The 17,613-nt window shown below is 36.2% G+C and carries 16 protein-coding genes; 9 read left to right on the plus strand and 7 right to left on the minus strand.

From position 1 onward, the window contains the following. Positions 1 to 17 precede the first annotated feature (17 nt). On the minus strand, positions 18 to 209 hold the full coding sequence (locus JST55_02750; protein MBS1492399.1) for a hypothetical protein: 192 nt from the start codon (positions 207 to 209) through the stop codon (positions 18 to 20). A 152-nt stretch (positions 210 to 361) separates the two neighbouring features. Here JST55_02750 and JST55_02755 point away from each other — a divergent pair, with 152 nt between their 5' ends. The 3 genes from JST55_02755 to JST55_02765 all read left to right on the plus strand — a co-directional run bounded on the left by JST55_02755 (position 362) and on the right by JST55_02765 (position 1,631). Further along, a complete protein-coding gene (locus JST55_02755) occupies positions 362 to 607 on the plus strand; it encodes a hypothetical protein (GenBank protein MBS1492400.1) in 246 nt (81 codons plus the stop codon). A gap of 16 nt (positions 608 to 623) precedes the next feature. Next, positions 624 to 995 carry a VOC family protein gene (locus JST55_02760; GenBank protein MBS1492401.1) on the plus strand — a complete coding sequence of 124 codons (372 nt, stop codon included), beginning with the start codon at positions 624 to 626 and terminating at the stop codon, positions 993 to 995. A 204-nt stretch (positions 996 to 1,199) separates the two neighbouring features. Next, a complete protein-coding gene (locus tag JST55_02765) occupies positions 1,200 to 1,631 on the plus strand; it encodes a DUF1761 domain-containing protein (GenBank protein ID MBS1492402.1) in 432 nt (143 codons plus the stop codon). Between the two features lie 222 nt (positions 1,632 to 1,853). Here the strand turns inward: JST55_02765 and JST55_02770 are convergent, their stop codons facing one another. Next, complete coding sequence (locus tag JST55_02770) at positions 1,854 to 2,015, minus strand: hypothetical protein (protein ID MBS1492403.1); 162 nt, start codon at positions 2,013 to 2,015, stop codon at positions 1,854 to 1,856. A gap of 234 nt (positions 2,016 to 2,249) precedes the next feature. On the opposite strand from JST55_02770, the gene JST55_02775 reads away from it, so the two are divergent. The 4 genes from JST55_02775 to JST55_02790 all read left to right on the plus strand — a co-directional run bounded on the left by JST55_02775 (position 2,250) and on the right by JST55_02790 (position 9,344). Further along, positions 2,250 to 2,666: an SRPBCC domain-containing protein gene (locus tag JST55_02775; GenBank protein MBS1492404.1), complete on the plus strand. Its 417-nt coding sequence runs from the start codon at positions 2,250 to 2,252 to the stop codon at positions 2,664 to 2,666. Between the two features lie 952 nt (positions 2,667 to 3,618). Further along, on the plus strand, positions 3,619 to 6,129 hold the full coding sequence (locus tag JST55_02780; protein ID MBS1492405.1) for a T9SS type A sorting domain-containing protein: 2,511 nt from the start codon (positions 3,619 to 3,621) through the stop codon (positions 6,127 to 6,129). Between the two features lie 222 nt (positions 6,130 to 6,351). Further along, positions 6,352 to 7,764, plus strand: a complete 1,413-nt coding sequence (locus JST55_02785; GenBank protein MBS1492406.1) for a hypothetical protein — start codon at positions 6,352 to 6,354, stop codon at positions 7,762 to 7,764. A 191-nt stretch (positions 7,765 to 7,955) separates the two neighbouring features. Beyond that, positions 7,956 to 9,344 carry a hypothetical protein gene (locus JST55_02790; protein MBS1492407.1) on the plus strand — a complete coding sequence of 463 codons (1,389 nt, stop codon included), beginning with the start codon at positions 7,956 to 7,958 and terminating at the stop codon, positions 9,342 to 9,344. 59 nt (positions 9,345 to 9,403) lie between these two features. Here JST55_02790 and dinB read toward each other — a convergent pair whose 3' ends face one another. The 5 genes from dinB to JST55_02815 form a co-directional block, all read right to left on the minus strand. After that, complete coding sequence (dinB, locus tag JST55_02795; GenBank protein MBS1492408.1) at positions 9,404 to 10,570, minus strand: DNA polymerase IV; 1,167 nt, start codon at positions 10,568 to 10,570, stop codon at positions 9,404 to 9,406. Beyond that, positions 10,567 to 11,256, minus strand: coding sequence for a 1-acyl-sn-glycerol-3-phosphate acyltransferase (locus tag JST55_02800; GenBank protein MBS1492409.1), 690 nt, complete (start codon positions 11,254 to 11,256; stop codon positions 10,567 to 10,569). Before JST55_02800 ends, dinB begins: the two co-directional genes overlap by 4 nt. A 43-nt stretch (positions 11,257 to 11,299) precedes the next feature. Further along, complete coding sequence (gene ggt / locus JST55_02805; GenBank protein ID MBS1492410.1) at positions 11,300 to 12,997, minus strand: gamma-glutamyltransferase; 1,698 nt, start codon at positions 12,995 to 12,997, stop codon at positions 11,300 to 11,302. A 189-nt stretch (positions 12,998 to 13,186) separates the two neighbouring features. Next, the gene (locus JST55_02810; GenBank protein ID MBS1492411.1) at positions 13,187 to 14,005 is read right to left on the minus strand and encodes an NAD+ synthase; all 819 of its coding nucleotides are present in this window, start codon (positions 14,003 to 14,005) and stop codon (positions 13,187 to 13,189) included. 145 nt (positions 14,006 to 14,150) lie between these two features. Continuing rightward, a complete protein-coding gene (locus JST55_02815) occupies positions 14,151 to 14,399 on the minus strand; it encodes a hypothetical protein (protein MBS1492412.1) in 249 nt (82 codons plus the stop codon). Positions 14,400 to 15,036: 637 nt separating this feature from the next. Between JST55_02815 and dsbD the strand changes: the two genes are divergently transcribed. Then, positions 15,037 to 16,872, plus strand: a complete 1,836-nt coding sequence (gene dsbD, locus JST55_02820; protein ID MBS1492413.1) for a protein-disulfide reductase DsbD — start codon at positions 15,037 to 15,039, stop codon at positions 16,870 to 16,872. Between the two features lie 18 nt (positions 16,873 to 16,890). Then, entirely contained in the window at positions 16,891 to 17,610 is a 720-nt protein-coding gene (locus JST55_02825) for a hypothetical protein (GenBank protein MBS1492414.1), read from the plus strand. Positions 17,611 to 17,613: the final 3 nt, after the last annotated feature.

Here is a 17,613-nt window from a genome sequence, read left to right on the forward strand (position 1 = left end):
AAATAGTCTGTTTGTTATTATGCTTGCAGCAAACCAATAACAGAGCTTGATGCATTATTAATTTGTACGTTCATGTTTTCTGTTTCAGAACTAATAAAAGAATTTTGCATAACTTTATTGAATTCTTCTCTTTGATTTTGTTCTATTGTTCTGATTCTGATTTTCTTTAAAAGATTAGGGTTTGTGTAATAGCTTTTTGTAGTAAGCATTATTTTATCCTCGTTTTAAAATTCTAAACTAGGAAATACAATTAACATACCTTTCAAAATTGCGAATAAGTTTCATTTTCAAATACTTGTATTTTTCATTACTGACACATCAATTAATATGATGTCAAATTTGTCATTCAATTTTACTTTTTATGGAAGAAAACAAAACATGCAGTAAGTGCAATTCCAAGCTGGAAGCAGGTTTTTTTTATGTAACAAACAGCGAGCACCCTATCAATTTCAATTACACTGTCTGGGTAAAAGGTGAAAGGGACGAAATTACAAAATTCATGGGTACCAATGCAAGCGCTCCGCAGCATCCTGTAAGAATTTACAAATGCGAGGCATGCGGGCATCTTGATTTCTACGCAGAAGAACCTCATCGCTGGAGACATTAATCATTAAAACTTTACTATGAACTATTCAGTCAGATCTATTACTCCGATGCTTGAAACAAAAAGCATGAAGGATACACTCCAATTTTACACCCAAATACTCGGCTTCGAGAACGACGGTTACTCCGAAGAATGGGGATGGATGTCACTTAAAAAGAACGGGTTATCAATAATGTTTATAACCCCAAACGATCACAGAAATTTTCCTGAACCGATTATGAGCGGTTCATTATACATCAATACAAATGAAGTAGATGATGTATGGAATGAACTGAAAGATAAATGCAAGGTCTGCTACCCGATTGAAGATTTCTCCTATGGAATGCGGGAGTTTGCAATTTATGATAACAACGGATATCTTCTACAGTTCGGGAAAGAAACCCGAAAGTAATTCATCGGTCACTTTTATAATTATCTCTTGTAATTATTTCTTGCCCTTTAAAAAGATATTCCGTAATTTTACCAATCACACCGCACAGATAAAAAGTTAAGTCATTTTGACCGCGTCAGAATAAATTATTTGGCTCCGCACAATTTTTCCGGATCTCATATAAATTTTGTATTTCTCATATTATAAAATTTATTTCTTACTCATATGGCTTTTCTTTCAATGATATTAGACCATATAAACATTCTTGCCGTTATCGTATCGGGTGTTGCATATTGGCTTCTCGGAGCTGTCTGGTTTTCACTTATTTTCGGGAAAACCTGGGGCAGTGAGCTTGAAAAGCACGGTGTCAAAGTCAGTATGCCTGAAAAAGGCGGAATGGCAGCAAAATTCATTGGTACATTCGTAATGGAAACCCTTGTTGCATTCGGATGCGCATTCTTAGTCTGGTACATGAAAATTGTTACTGTTACACAGGCAATCAAGCTTGGTTTGGTAGTCGGTATTATCTTCGCCGCTCTTCCTATGATGATTGCTTACTCATGGGAGAGCAGGCCAATGAAACTTGTATTAATTGATATCGGCTATCCTGTAATCGGCATTACCATTTGTATGATAATTTTAACAATCTGGAAGTAACAAACTATAATTTTCGCTTTATGTAAGAATAAGCGAGGTTATTATTAAAACGGGACTTGGGCACTTTTTATAAGAAATAAATAATTTCGGCTTCACCGGACAGATTTTTGGTATAACTTATTTCATCCATAGGTTAAGCGAGGTGAAACCGCATGAACGGCTTCTTTCCGGACTTAGGTTTGGGGGAAGCCGTTCTAATTTTCCGGCTTCCAAATTGAAAGATTAAGAAATCTGCCAGCCTATTAAGTTCTGGATATTTTTTATCTCGGAATCTGATACTGAAAGTTTAGTATTGGATTTTTTCTGAACGGACAGTTTTTGATTTTTATTGCCTGCACCTTCAGAACTTAACTGCGATGATTTTTTTGAGGGATTGTCATTCATTTGTTTCTTATTAATCCACATTGGAGTAGGTCTTCCTGTTTATGTTTTCTTAATAATGTTTGTATATTTTACCTCAAAAATAGTACCGAAACACATTGCTAATTTTGCTCAGATTCTCAATTAATTTATTAAGATTAATGTCACTTTATAAAAAGAATGTCATGTTTGTCTAATAAGGTATAATTTGAATTCATTTATAAGTTTGAAATTTGTATTTTTAACCATTATCCCCCTATGGCGCAGCATAATTTAAAAGTAAACGATTCAATAGAAATCAACGCATCACCCGATCTTGTTTTCTCATATTTCACCAATGCAGAAAAGATAGCAAAGTGGTGGTCAAAATCCGCACGCTGTGATGCCCGGCAAAACGGAACGCTCGTTTTTAACTGGGAAAACGGCACATCGCTCGAAACGCAGTTTAAAGTGTTCCGTCTTAATGACAGGCTATACTTCCCTTTCGGTCCCGAGTTTGTTGAAGTCATCTTTAAGGCAAACAAGAGTAAAACTATTCTTTCCGTCTGTCATTCAAATATTATAATTGAAGATAACGACTTTTCACTGCTTATTCATATCACTCAGAGCTGGAGTTTCCTGCTTATAAATCTCAAAATGTTCATTGAGCATAATATCGATTTAAGGATCTCTTGAAACCTGTTATCAAAGTAACATTATTGTCACATTTTTTATTGTATGAAGTCAAAAGTAGAAGGTATAAAGTAATTTTGCTCGCTATATCTCCTCTAACTATTTCAATATTTGAAAAAAGTCGGAAAATAGTCTGGTTTTCATTTAGTATTTAGTAACAAGTAGTTAGTATCAAGTAAAACCCCTAATTTTTTTTTGAAAAAAGTCGGGTTTTGGTCGGATTTTTATTATTCATTATACTTTATTAATTATTCATTAAATAAATTTGTCGGGAAATAGTCGGGTTTTTTCTGTTAATTGATAAATTGTTAATTGCATAGTCGCATTATTGTCACATTTTAAACCACCCCCTTAATCCCCCTCCTTCTAAAGGAGGGGGAAACTTGTTTAAGATCAATTTCAACAACCCTCGTTACGAACGTCCTCGTTCGTAACGTATGCATTCTCAACGAGGACATTGGTGAATGAGTATAAAAAAGTAACATTATTGTCACATTTTGTTCTCCGAATATTGATTTAACAATCCCGCCGATTTTTATTCTTCAATTGACGGGTTTTTGACGGATTTTGTTTACATCCGACAAGGCGGATTCTGCAAAATAAGGTTACTCTCAATTACGAAGTATTCCCTCAAATACTTCACTCTAAAATATAAAATTTATTTTTCGGAACAAAGCTTTTCTTCCCTATTAGTAGGTATGGGGAGATAAATATTATAACCACCCCTCGTTCCAATGCTGGAGCATTGGAACGAGGGGTCTTGTTTAAATATACAATCTCCTTGCATAGATACAGAGATTAAGATATTCATAATTCTACATTCTAAATTCAGAATCTCCATCCCCCCTCACAAACTGAAATCTTTTTCCCTTCTGATACGTTCATATATAGTGAAATAATCCTTTAATATCGTTAATTTCAATTTCTGAAAAACTAAACCGGAATAAATCCAGCAATGAGAAAACCCTTTCTGTACCTTTTTGCAGTTCTATCCCTGATTCTTTCAAACAACTTTGTTCTTGCCCAGGCAGATGACGAGGAAAACGAAGAAACTTCTGAAACCATCTTCCAGCGCGAGCAATATATCTACGAAAGAAGAGCCGGCGGACCCGGTAAGATAATCTCCCCCGACGCTTATCATAATGCCATCGTTCAGATGCAGCAAATGAAAAGAACTTCCGAAATTCCTGATGCGCCTTACGGCACAGCTACATGGCAGAGCGTTACTCCAACGGGTATGTTCTATCAGGTAACTAACGCAAACTATGTTTCAGGAAGAACTAACTCAATTGCCTTCCATCCTACTAATGCCAATATAATGTACATTGCAACAGCAGGCGGAGGAGTATGGAAAACAACAAACGGCGGAGTGAACTGGACTGTAATGACGGACGGGCTTTCAAACATCGCAGGCGGTGATATTGCAATCGACCCGAATAATCCTAACGTACTTTATTTCGGTACAGGTGAGCTTAACTATTCGCTCGATAGCCATTACGGAGACGGAATTTTTAAATCTACCGATGCTGGTTTAACATGGGCACAGGTAGCGCCTTACAGTCTTAATTCGAATTACTCAAAAATAATTGTAACACCATCAAATTCTAATATAGTTTACGCTGCAGGCAAGAACGGAGTTTTTCGTTCTATAAATGCCGGAGCTAACTGGTCTCAATTATCATCTGCGGGAAATGTAAACTCGCTGATTATGGATTATACAAATAATCAGATAATGTATTTTACAAACTCAGCTAATACAGGTGCAGGCGCAGTAAGAAAATCAACTGACGGCGGAACTACATGGGTAAACCTGACTAACGGACTACCCACAGGTGGACTTGGAAGGTCACCAATGGTAATGTCAACGACAGACCATTTAACTTTGTATTTAGGTTTTGCCTCAAGCAGCAGCGGAAGTCTGCTCGGTGTTTATAAAACAACTGACGGCGGAAGCAATTGGACACTTCAGAACAACTCAACAAATTATATGGGTACACAGGGATGGTATGATAATGCAATGGCAATAAAACCGGGCACAACGGATTTTATTGTTACAGGAGGACTTGACTTATATAATTCAACAAACTCAGGTACAACACTTACAAAAAGAACAAACTGGTCAACAGGCACAACTTCAAATTTTTGCCACGCAGATATTCACTATTTAACATACAACCCGCTTAACAATTATCTTTATTGCTGCTCAGACGGAGGAATTTATCAGTCAACAAATGACGGCGCAAGCTGGACAGATCTGAACACAACAATTTCCACGCTTCAATATCAAAGCGCAGATTACGATCCTGTAAATCCTTCATTGATGCAAGGGGGATGTCAGGATAACAATAAACAGACTTCAACAAATAACGGACTTGTATGGGTACAAAGAACGACAGGAGACGGCGGATACACAGTTATCGATGCTGAAAACTCACAATATGTTTACGGTCAGTATGTTAACGGTTCAATACAGCGCTCTGCAAACTCAGGCGCAAGCTTTAGTGATATAACTCCAACCGGTTCAGCAGGCGGCTTATTTTATAATCCTTATGAAATGGCTTCAGGCAACAGTCAGTTCATTGTATTCGGAAGAGCAGACGTATGGGTAACTTCAAATGCAAGAACAGCAAGCTCTGGCAGCGGATGGACTCAGATTGCAACAACAACAACTGTCAGCGGAAGCGTATCAGGAATTGGAATCGGGAACGGAACGAATCCAACTAAAATTTACATCGGAACATCGAACGGAAGAATTTTATCAACATCAAACGGAGGAACAAACTGGACTACTTATACAGGACTTCCATATATAAGTGACTTCGCAGTTGATAAAACTAACGATGATATTTGTTATGTATCATGCGCCGGCACTTCACAAAGCCAGAAAGTATTTAAAACAACAAACGGCGGAGTGACATGGGTTAACATTTCAGGCAATTTGCCGAACGCAGCAGTAAACACAATTATACTCCGCAATGCTGCGCCAAGAGCAATATTTGTGGGGACAGACTTAGGTGTGTACATGTCTTACAACGATGGAGCAACATGGTCACTCCATAATACAGGAATGCCGACTGTAGAAATTTTTGATTTAAAATACAGAGAAGGAAATAAAATTTTGTTAGCTGCAACTCATGGAAGAGGATGCTTCAAGCTTGACCTTACAACCTTCACAGGAATATCCAATAACAATATTACTGCTGAAAGTTTTGGATTATCACAAAACTATCCTAATCCGTTTAATCCTACTACAAAGATAAGATACTCTATACCATCATCTGCCTTTGTAACATTGAAAGTATACGATATACTTGGTCATGAAGTTGAAACAATCGTAAGCCAGAACCAGGGCAGAGGAGTTTATGATGTTCAGTGGGATGCAAGCAAATACTCAAGCGGTGTTTACATATATAAAATTAATGCAGGCAGCTTTAATGAAAGCAAATCAATGCTGCTTGTGAAGTAAATATTTTATAAAAAATTATTTAATTAAAAGGGACGTGATTTTTTTATTGCGTCCCTTTTTTATTTATCACAAATCTTCGTTTTCATAGGTATATATACTGATTAATTTTATTGGAAAATTAATTAATATTTAATATTTTGAATAATATCCCGCTATTAAATCTCATCTGAAAAATCTGCATCAGCAGAATGTTCGGTATTTTTTAACCCTAATCATCCAGGCATGAAAAACATTTATTTTTCTTGTATTCTATTGCTTGTGTTTTTTGTAAGCAATAAATCTTATTCACAAAAATTGTACGACGATATTAATCCCCTAGCTGAAACAAAAGGAAGAAGGTTAACTGTCGGAAGCTCTACAAATCCCATGTTCCCGGGAGATTTACTTTCCCTTGAATATCAGGACACTGCAAATTTTAATTATAAATTAAATTTATATGCTGATTACAGGCAGTGGAAATTTACAAAAAATCTTCTGCTTGGCGGATATGTACGCGCAACGGTAGAATATCAGAAAGCAAAATTCAATGCGGGAATTATCCCTGTATCAAATACATCTGAATCCAAAAATTTTAATACACAGCTTTACGGAGCAGCCAGTTATTATTTAATGCCGAATAAAGTTTATGTAACGGGAGCTTTAGGTTTAAGCCTTCAGCATACTAAACAGGTTTATACATCAGACCCGGGTCCAACACCCCCAACAGTTGATTCAACAATTGCACCCGCTTTTTTCTGGGGAGCATTGGGTTACGGAAGAATTAATAACAGGCAGGTTGTTGAAGTCGCTTACGACTTTGACGAGAGCCTTATGAAGAAAGGAATTACAGACAGAAAGCTTGATGACAATACTTTACGCAAAATTTCTGAAATGCTTTATCGCCAGGCAGACGGAGAGTATCAGGATAAATATGAAGACGATCAATACTCAAAACTCTTTAAAGATATTGAAGCAGAGCTTTTAACTGCAGGTTATATCGACGGAAAATTAGGAGCAGAGCAGGCAATTACCATGTATGAAATTTTAAGAAATACCAGCAAGAAATATATTTTCTATCCTAAGTACAGCGGTTATCAGGTGCAGGGGCAGGTTCAATATCAGCTTGCAAATGAAAGCAAAGATAAAACGCATGAACATTATTTTTCTCTTTCGGGAGCATATTGCCTGAACCTGACAAACAAAACAAATATGGTCTTCTCAGGTTTTTTTGCAGTTCCCCTTGATACAGCTGCATTCAAAGAAGCGCCGATTGCAACAACTACTTCTGACTTCGAAAATTATCTTGCATTTCTTCCTGATAGAAACAATCTGGATTTCTTTAAGACTTTCATAGGGGCAGGTGAATACGGAAAGAGATATGTAACCGGCTTGCATACAATGTACGGTGTCCGCGCAGATGTATATCACAGCCTAAGTTCAGTTGCCGGCGTTTCAGGAACACTGGCAGTAGGTGTAAATAAATTCAAATATCTTGATGCAAACGTGCAGTTTTTACTCGGAGCAAGAATAGATTATAATATATTCAACAGCCTCACATCTTACGGTAAGATAGAAGTGCTGAAAGAAACCGACCCATTTGAAGTTACTCCGACTAAATATTCATTATCGGCAGGATTTTCATACAGAATATTCTGAAATACTTTTTTAATATGATTTATATAAAAGCCCTTTGATTTTTCAAAGGGCTTTTTTTTAAAATGATTTTGAATTGATTAGTAATAATTGATCTAAATCTATATGTTGTAACATATCCCGCACTTATTTCATCCATCTGAAAATTCGCCTCAACGAATTCTTCAGCCTTTTCTAAATTAATCTTACTTAATATGAAAAAAATTTACCCGTTCCTAGTACTATTATTATTTTCTTTTGTGAGCAATTCTTTTGCTCAAAAGCTTTACGACGATATGAATGTGCTTTCTAATACTCATGGGAAAAGACTTTATCTTACAAGCAACCTGGGTGATGAGACTGCTGATTTCCTCAGCTACAAGAAAAATGATTCCGTAGGTATAACGGAATTCAAAATGAATCTAACTGCTGATTACAGACAGTGGAAGTTTACAGACAACTTGCTGCTTGCAGGTTATGGAAAAGCAAGTTTTATAAGAACTTGGTCAAAGACTCCACAAGGACCTGATACAGGTAACTTTGGATTCTCGCGTTTTCAGGCAGCATTATATGCCGCAGCAAGTTATTATTTTAAGCCTAATAAATTTTATATTACGGGAGCTATTGGCGGCGGTAATGATATGTTTAAGCTCGATAGAGATTTTCAGGAAGTTGAACACATTGATACAAATGTTTCTTCATCAGCATTATGGGGAGCATTAGGTTACGGAAGAATTAATAACAGAGCAGTAGTACAGGACGCTTATGACTTTGATGAAGCACTTGTAAAGAAAAAAATTATCGACAGAAATTTAGATGATAAAACTTTAAGAGAAATTTCAGTATTACTTTATCAGCAGCGCGATGGAATGTACCTTGATAAATATGAAGATGATGAATTTATCGAGCTTTTTGGAGATGTGGAAAAAGCCCTTTTACAGGCAGGATATATTTCAGGTCCTCTGGGCGCAAGACCATCTATTGAGCTCTATGAAATTTTAAGAAACACAAGCAAGAAATATGTTTTTTATCCAAAGTATGCAGGATATCAGGTACAAGCACAGATTCAATATCAGCTTTCTAACATTGAAAAAAATAAACCGCACGAACATTATGCATCTGTTTCAGGAGTTTATGCTATAAACATGAATAAGAAAACTAACTTACTGCTTTCAGGGTTTTATTCAATGCCGTTAGATACAATGGCAGTTGGCAGCGATTTAAAGTCGGGCAGTAATCCTGAAAGTATATTTCAGAATTATTTAGCATTTCTTCCCGATAGGAATAATCTTGACTTCTTCAAAGAGTTCAACGGCACAGGTGTTTTCGGAAGCAGATACGTTCCGGGCTTACAAAGTCTTATAGGCGCAAGAGTAGATATGTTTTACAACTTAAGTTCAGTTACAGGTGTGCAGGCAAATCTTTTAGTAAGCAACAGATTCTTTAAATACGCCGACTCAAGACCACACGTAGGTCTTGTTGCGAGATTTGATTATAATATATACAGTCAGTTATTCTCGTACGTTAAAGGTTCATGGATTGCCGAGAAAGGCGTTCCCCCATCTTATGTATTCGGAATTGGCTTTGGATACAGAGTATTCTAAAAAAAATAGAAGTTAAAATTTCTTTCAATAAAAAGCTCTTCTGCCATGGCGGAAGGGCTTTATTTTTTTATATTCTTCCCATAAGATAAAACTCCAAAGTTATATTTACTTCGAAGTAAATCTATCTTCTCTACAAGATTTTTTTCTTTATCTACATCGGTAAACAACTCTTCCTGATATGTGTTATCAGATTCTTCCAGCTCGGAAAACTTTACGCCAATCAGTCTTATTTTTTTTCTTGAAGACATCATCATCTCTAGCAGTCTGACTGCGGCTTCGTAATAATCTTTTTCCATGTTGGAATATTTAGTCCGTGTGAATGATTTCTGATTCACTTTGAAATCAGTAAATTTAATTTTCACTGTAATAGTTTTCGCAACAGTGTTCTCTCTTCTCAGACTGAAACAAGCTCTTTCCATCAAAGAGTATAGCTCCGCTTTTAAAAACGTCATGTCATTAGTATCTTCCCAGAAAGTATTTTCTTTAGATAGAGATTTTCTGTCATCTTCACCTTCAAAATTAACTTTGTCGGAAGTTGTTGCATTGGCAACGTTCATTAAAAAATCAGTGTGCATTCCAAGCGACTCGTAAAACTCCTTATCATATTTTAGAATATCTCCTATAACATTAATGCCGTACTTTTTTAATTTCGGCTGTGATGACTTACCCACTCCCGGAATATTTTCAATCGGAATGTTTTTTATAAAATCTTTTTCTTTACCAAGCGGCATTATTGTTAGTCCGTCAGGCTTCTGCATTTTCGAAGCCATCTTTGCGCATAGCTTTGTTGATGCAACACCTATTGTAGCAGTAATATCAAGTGTATTTTTTATTTCAGCTTTTAATTCTTTTGCCAGCTTAATGTAATCATTATTATATGCATGCAATACATCTGTTACATCCATGTAAGCTTCATCTACGCTTACAGGCTGAACCATAGGAGTGTATTTATAAAAAATTGCGCGGACTTTTTTAGAGTAATCAGAATACAATCCCCTTGTGCTGCGGATATAATTTGCTTCGGGACAGAGCTGAATTGCTTTTCCAATAGGCATGGCAGTACGGACTCCTTTTGCGCGGGCAAGATAGTTGGGGCACATTACAATTCCCCTCCTGTCTTCTTTGTTGCCGCCGACAATAAGCGCTTTGCCTCTTAGCTTAGGATTGATGGCCTCCTCGCAAGATGCAAAGAATGCATCCATATCGATATGAAAAATAATTCTCAATGTTTGCCTGTCAATATTTTCTTAAAATCTTTTGTATCTCTGTTTGCAATTTTCTGCTGAAATTCTTTTATCTTGTATTCAAATTTCTGTTCAAGGTTCATCGTGAATGACTCTTTATTCAGATAACTTATCCCCGTAAAATTTTTGCTTTCAAAAAAATCTATGAATATCTCCGGCTTCTTGCTATCGATGTAATGATAATCAATCATGCAGCTTAATAAAATAACTTCTTTAAGACTTTCAACAAGGTCTGAAACTATAGGAGTAAATCTTATCTCTTTATTTATATCGGTAATATCGTTCTGCGGGAAAATCCATAAGAATTTTGAACTTTCTTTAAGATAATTTGAGATTGATTCAATTTTATCTTTTAAATTTTCAGAATCAATATGAACAGCACCGAGCTTGTTAAGATTTTTATTAAATCTTTCTTTACCGGTTGTGATGAAATAAGAATCTATTTTAAAATACTCGAGACATAATAGTATTACAAGGTTTACATCCCACCAGTTAGAATGGTTTGAACAAAAAATAACAGGAGTATTATTTTGCCGTGATTGCGATATTACGTTAATTACATTCTCAAAATTTTTTACATTAATGCCTGCAAAGTTTTTCTTAAAGTTATGATAGAAAATCTGCTTATATAAAAAATTATCAAACTTGCTTTTAGGGGCAAATATCACGGGGGAATTAAAATTAATATTTAAACTTTCTTATATATCTAACTTAGTATCCTATGGCCTTGCCGTAACCTCTTCTGTCTGAGTGTCCTATAAAACTCCCGTCTTCTTTAAATAAAATTGCTTCAACTCTTCCGAATTGAGGGATTTCTTTTAATCCATATCCCATATTCTTCAATGCTTTCTCTGTACTATTATCGAACACACCTTTTTCAATCTGAATTTCATCCGGCAGCCACTGATGATGGAAGCGCGGTGAATCAACTGCATCGCTTAAGCTCATGTTAAACTCAATAACGTTCACAATCGTTTGCAGAACGGAAGTGATAATTCTTCCTCCGCCGGGAGAACCGACAACCATGAACGGCTTATTATCTTTGAGAATTATTGTCGGAGTCATACTGCTAAGCATTCTTTTTTGGGGAGCGATTGAATTTGCTTCGCTGCCTACAAGTCCGTACATATTCGGCGCTCCTGGTTTGGATGAGAAGTCATCCATTTCATCATTCCAGAAAAATCCCGCGCCTTTTATAATAAGCTTGCTTCCGAAGTTATCGTTGAGAGTTGTTGTTGTTGAAACTAAGTTCCCGTCCTTATCAACAACGCAATAGTGAGTTGTCTCAGTTTTTTCTTTCTTTGTAATTTCTCCCGGCTGAACATCCTTGCTGTTGCCTGCCTTGCCCGGTTCATAATTTTTCATTCTCTCCTTCGCATAATTTTTGGATACAAGAACATCAACAGGAACTTCTACAAAATCAGGGTCGCCCATGTATTTACTTCTATCTGCATAAACTCTTCTCATTGCTTCAGTCATAAGATTGACCGTTTCAGGTGAATGAAATCCCAATGATTTCAAATCATAATTTTCAAGTATGTTCAGTAGATACAATAAACAAATTCCGCCGCTTGAAGGAGGAGGCATTGAAATAACTTCATACCCTCTGTAATTCCCAACTAACGGAGTTCTTTCCTTTACATCATATGCTTCTAAGTCTGTTTTTGTAACGATGCCGTAACCCGTTCGCATTTCTTCAGAGATATATTCGGCAGTTTCTCCATTGTAGAATCCGTCTCTTCCCTGCTCAGATATTCTTCTTAATGTTTTTGCCAAGTCCTTCTGAACTAATAAATCACCTTCTTTAAATTTGCCTCCGAAAATTTCCATTGTTGAAGGAAACTTTTGAAATTCTTTTTGCTGTGAGTTTATATTTTCCGCTAAGCGTTTGTGGATTTTAAATCCGTTCTCTGCGTAATCAATTGCATACTGCATTACTTCCTGTCGGGACATTGTGCCGTACTTCTCAAGTGCATAAAGCATTCCTGCAACAGAGCCCGGAACGCCTCCTGCAAGCGGTCCTGTGGTGCTTAAACCATTAACTACATTGCCGTTGGAATCAAGATACATATCTTTGAACGCACCAATCGGAGCTTTCTCTCTGTAATCGATTGAAATATTTTTTCCGTCCTTAAGATGTATAAGCATAAATCCTCCGCCGCCTATATTTCCTGCTCCGGGATAAACGACTGCAAGCGTGAATCCCACTGCAACTGCAGCATCAACTGCGTTGCCGCCTTTTTTAAGAATTTCAATTCCTACCTGTGATGCAAGCTCATCTGCGGAGCTGACTATTCCGTTTCTGAATCCCTCTGAATTAACTGAGCCGGAAGAAACTTTAGAATCAGTTTGCGCAAAGCAGCCGTTGAAAAGGAAAAGAAGAAGAAATGTGAGTTTGAAAATTTTCATTTTTGATACCGCCCCCTAACCCCCTCCTTATAATGGAGGTGGAACAAGTGCTATAAAATTTTATATGAATAGTTTTATTTGGGCTTTAATCAATTGTGTTTTTGATAGCCACCCCCAACCCCCTCCTTGAAAAGGAAGGGGCAAAGGTTTAAGTGAGTTTTAATCTGTTAATTGTTAATTACTAATTGATTATGTCATCCAGTCCCTATTGTATCTGAAGTCAACGTTTACTGTTCTGTTCATAACTTTTGCAATCAAAGGAGGAAGACGCTTGAACTGATTCCTGTGAATCATTTTATTAACCCGTTCGATAAATTCTTTTTCAAACCCCATTGCTTCAATCTCTTCATTTGTTCTTCGTTCATCAATTTTCTGAAATAAGAACTCATCAACTTTTTTATAGGTAAAACCGAGTTCGTTTTCGTCTGACTGCCCTTCCCACAAATCTGCGGATGGCTGCTTTTCAATTAACTCTTTAGGAATGTTAAGATGTTTTGCTAAATCCCAAAGCTGGGTTTTATATAAATCACCTATGGGATTTATTGCCGAAGCAGAATCTCCGAACAAAGTCGAGTAGCCAAGAAGTATTTCCGATTTATTACTCGTCCCTATTACAAGTGCATTTTCCTTTGCTGACTGGTCATATAAAATTATCATTCTTGCGCGAGCCATCATATTTCCTTTGCGCATATTTGTGATGTCCTTATCATTCGTGTTTTTGATAAAGGCATCTACCATATCGGTAATTTCAATTTTTTCGTGCGGGACTTTCAAATCGTTCACGACTCGCATTGCATCAATGACAGATTCCTTGCTGCTGGTTTTGTAAGGCATAAGAATGCACTTAACATTCTCCGCTCCGAAGGCACGGACAGCAAGATAAGTTGAGACGGCAGAATCTATTCCGCCGGAAAGACCGATGACGGCTTTTTTAAGACCTATCTTATATGTTTCATTTCGCAAAAACTCTGTCAGGAGTTTTTCAACAATTACATTATTTAGCTTCATTATTTGTTAAAATCATTTAATTAATTCAAATTTTCAATTCATTCTCATTTTACATCTTAATCTCAATATACAATTGATATAAATAAAAAAGCCGTCCTGACAATGCCCGGACGGCTTTACTTTTTTCAAATATAATCAAATAAAATTATTTGGAAACCTGATAAACGATTTTTCTGATTGTATCGAATTGGAGATAAGGAAATAATTCCTGAATCTTGTCAATAGCTTCACCTGCACTCATTTCTCTCCTCATATCCTTGTACATCTGACGGATTTTGTAATCCCTGATAGCCTTCTCGTCGAGTAATTTGTATTTTTTCAGTGTATTGTACACATCATCATCAATCAGCTCGCTCAAGGGATTATCACTCTTGGATTTTGTTGTTGGTTTCAATTTATTATTTCTCCTTTAGTTTTTAAAAATTTTACAGCCAATGGTATTGTTTTATCTCTATAGCGCTTTTTAAATTGACTTTCAAATAAACTTTGTATATACAAAAATAACTTAATTTAATTGAAGTTTCAAGGATGGGAGCCCAATGATATTACACTAAAATTGTTAAAACAATAACTTAGCTCTCTATTTTACTATTTTTTATTTACAAAATAGAACCGAATTTATACCTAAAAAGTTTAAAATCATAGTAATCATATTGTCCCTTTGAATTTCAAGGATTAAAAATACTTACTTTCCGGAATCACTTTCATTGTCACATTATTGTTACATTTTCAAAAAGTGTATACTGTTTTTTCAGTACTTTTATTTTCAGGGATTGCTGATTGTCACATTATTGTTACATTTTATTTCCGGTAGAAGTTCCTGCTTATAACTATCACAAATCTTATTTCATAACAACTTTTTATTCAATTAAGTTGTTGAACTTTACATCAATATAATAAATTTGAGGCATAGCACAAAACAGTTACCCCCTATTAGTAGTAATACGCATTAAAAATTTTTTTTAACGTTTTATTTTATATTGAATTTAAAATATTATGGGTATAATTTATTCATTCACTAAATCCCAGCCATGCCAATAAAAAGTATATTCAAAAATATTTTTGTTCTGCTTCTTTTACTGATTTCCTCAGAAAGTTTTTCACAGACTCAGTATATCGACGCAAAGTTTTTCACAGGACAAAGTTCTTATAAAAATTCCGATTCCATTTTAATCGCAGCAAAAGTTTATGTGAAAGAAAAATATCACATGAATTCTTACGAAGTTTCTGACCCGACTTTAATTCCTACTTCCATCTCATCTTCATCAGATAATTTTGCAATCTCAAAAATTTATTATCCGAAGGATGAACTGTTAAAATTTGAATTCAGCTCAACTCAGCTTCGAGTCTATCAGCACGAAATTATCATTGGTATTTTACTAAAACCTAAAGAAGGTTTAGCTGAAGGGAATTATTCAGTACCTCTGCAAATCGGCTACCAAGCATGCGATGATAAAGTTTGCTATCCTCCTAAAACATGGAAGGACAGCGTGCAGATTTCAGTCTCTGCCAAAGGAGACAGCAAAGCGGGACTTAACTCACTTTACTTTTCAAAAATACAATATACTTTTCCTCAGGTACCGACAGCTAAAACCGAAGGGACAAAAAATACAACTAAGCTGACTGAAAATCCCAAGACTTCAAATCCTGACGAAGAACAGGTTACGAACATCGTTGAAGAAAAAGGATTAGCATTAGCTTTGATATTTATTTTCCTTGGCGGACTTGCATTGAACTTAACTCCCTGCGTTTACCCGCTTATTCCAATTACAGTCAGCTACTTCGGCGCGCAGGTAAGCGGAAGCAAATCACAGAGTGTTATGATGGGAGTGTTCTATGCTCTCGGTATGTCAGTAACATACTCATCACTCGGTGTTTTTGCCGCATTAACAGGAGGACTTCTAGGTACTGCATTACAAAATCCTTTTGTGATTGCAGGCGTTGCATTAATATTAATTGCACTTGGTACAAGCATGTTCGGACTCTTTGAAATCCGCGTTCCGCAGAAACTTGCATTGATGGGAAATAAAAACCGTTCAGGTTACGTCGGTTCATTAGTTATGGGATTAACCGTCGGTTTCATCGCCGCGCCATGTATCGGTCCCTTTGTATTAAGCTTGCTTGTTTATGTCGGTAAAACAGGAAGCGCATTCATGGGATTTTTATTGTTCTTCGTTCTCTCATTAGGACTCGGAGTTCCGTATATATTTCTTGCAGCATCATCAAGTTCACTCAGCAAGCTGCCGCGTTCAGGCGCATGGATGGAAGGCGTGAAAACAATTTTCGGACTGATACTTTTCGGAATGGCGCTGAACACACTTGCTCCTATTTTCGGCAAACATTTGTTCGCACTCATATACCCTATATATTTAATAGCAGCGGGAATTTACTTAGCTATCCTGGATAAAAAAGGAAGCAACTCAACCGGCTTCTCAAAATTCAAAACTTTGATTGCACTGCTTGCAGTATTTTACGGAGCATGGATATTAAAACCAAACGAAGGAAAAGAAGAAGTTAAGTGGAAGAATTTAACATCGGTGGAACAAATCAGCAGTTCAGTCAGTTCAGATAAGAAACCTGTTATGATTGATTTCTACGCTGACTGGTGCGCGCAATGCAAGGAACTGGACGAATATACCTATACAGATAAAGAAATTATTGACTTGTCTTCTAAGTTAAACACCATTAAAATTGATTTAACAAAGGAGAACGAAGCCATCTCCAATAAATACAACATCAAAGGGCTTCCCGTAGTATTATTTATGAACTCAAAAGGAGAAGAGATTACCGGATTGAGAGTTACTGGTTTTTTAAAGCCGTCTGAATTTAAACAAAAAATTACAAAATTATTAGAGTCGGAGAAATAAATGTTCAAAAAGTTTTTAATGGTAATACTCTGCGTTTCATTTGCTAACGCAGCATTCTCTCAATCAACTGAGTTCTCACAAGAGAAATTTAACAAAAAGGATTTAACGAACAACTTTTTAAATCTGAAATCGGATTCCGCAAAAGTTGAAATCAAAACTGCCGGCAGCAAAAAATCTGCAGGACTTGCAATGATACTCTCATTAATTCTACCCGGTGCAGGACATCTTTACATAGATAGAATGGACGTGGGTAAATTCTTCGTAATGGGTGAAGCCGCCTCATGGCTCGGTTATGCAGGATTAAATATCTATGGAAATGCTTTGAGAGAGGATTCAAGAACATTTGCAGCTGAAAACGCAGGTCTTAATAAAACCGGTAAAGATGATAATTATTATGCTAATGTTGGAAACTACAACAGTATTTATGATTACAATAACGATGCATTAGCCAGAGGACAGTACACTCAGTTATATGATGTAAACACCTATTACTGGAACTGGAACAGCGTTAATAACAAAAGCACATTTGAAGAGCAAAGAAAGAAAAGTGAAAGAGTTTATAATACAAGGGTTGTGTTCGGCACAACACTTATAGTTAACAGAATTGTAAGCGGGATAAGCGCTCTTATTTTAGCGAACAGAAGGAATAATTCGACTACGTTAAATATTCAGCCTGAACTTATTCAGAAAGATTACGGAATCGACGGACTTAAGCTGAACTTCTCTAAGAATTTTTGATAA

It is taken from the genome of Bacteroidota bacterium (genome assembly GCA_018266835.1).
Lineage (GTDB): Bacteria > Bacteroidota > Ignavibacteria > Tepidaquicellales > Tepidaquicellaceae > JAFDZO01.

Bases quoted from the DNA above. Each gene is read 5' to 3' on its own strand.
- JST55_02760 (MBS1492401.1), top strand. From the start codon at position 624: ATGAACTATTCAGTCAGATCTATTACTCCGATGCTTGAAACAAAAAGC.
- JST55_02750 (MBS1492399.1), bottom strand. From the start codon at position 209: ATGCTTACTACAAAAAGCTATTACACAAACCCTAATCTTTTAAAGAAA.
- JST55_02790 (MBS1492407.1), top strand. From the start codon at position 7,956: ATGAAAAAAATTTACCCGTTCCTAGTACTATTATTATTTTCTTTTGTG.
- JST55_02825 (MBS1492414.1), top strand. From the start codon at position 16,891: ATGGTAATACTCTGCGTTTCATTTGCTAACGCAGCATTCTCTCAATCA.
- JST55_02785 (MBS1492406.1), top strand. From the start codon at position 6,352: ATGAAAAACATTTATTTTTCTTGTATTCTATTGCTTGTGTTTTTTGTA.
- JST55_02780 (MBS1492405.1), top strand. From the start codon at position 3,619: ATGAGAAAACCCTTTCTGTACCTTTTTGCAGTTCTATCCCTGATTCTT.
- JST55_02810 (MBS1492411.1), bottom strand. From the start codon at position 14,005: ATGAAGCTAAATAATGTAATTGTTGAAAAACTCCTGACAGAGTTTTTG.
- JST55_02775 (MBS1492404.1), top strand. From the start codon at position 2,250: ATGGCGCAGCATAATTTAAAAGTAAACGATTCAATAGAAATCAACGCA.
- ggt (MBS1492410.1), bottom strand. From the start codon at position 12,997: ATGAAAATTTTCAAACTCACATTTCTTCTTCTTTTCCTTTTCAACGGC.
- JST55_02765 (MBS1492402.1), top strand. From the start codon at position 1,200: ATGGCTTTTCTTTCAATGATATTAGACCATATAAACATTCTTGCCGTT.
- JST55_02755 (MBS1492400.1), top strand. From the start codon at position 362: ATGGAAGAAAACAAAACATGCAGTAAGTGCAATTCCAAGCTGGAAGCA.
- dsbD (MBS1492413.1), top strand. From the start codon at position 15,037: ATGCCAATAAAAAGTATATTCAAAAATATTTTTGTTCTGCTTCTTTTA.
- JST55_02770 (MBS1492403.1), bottom strand. From the start codon at position 2,015: ATGAATGACAATCCCTCAAAAAAATCATCGCAGTTAAGTTCTGAAGGT.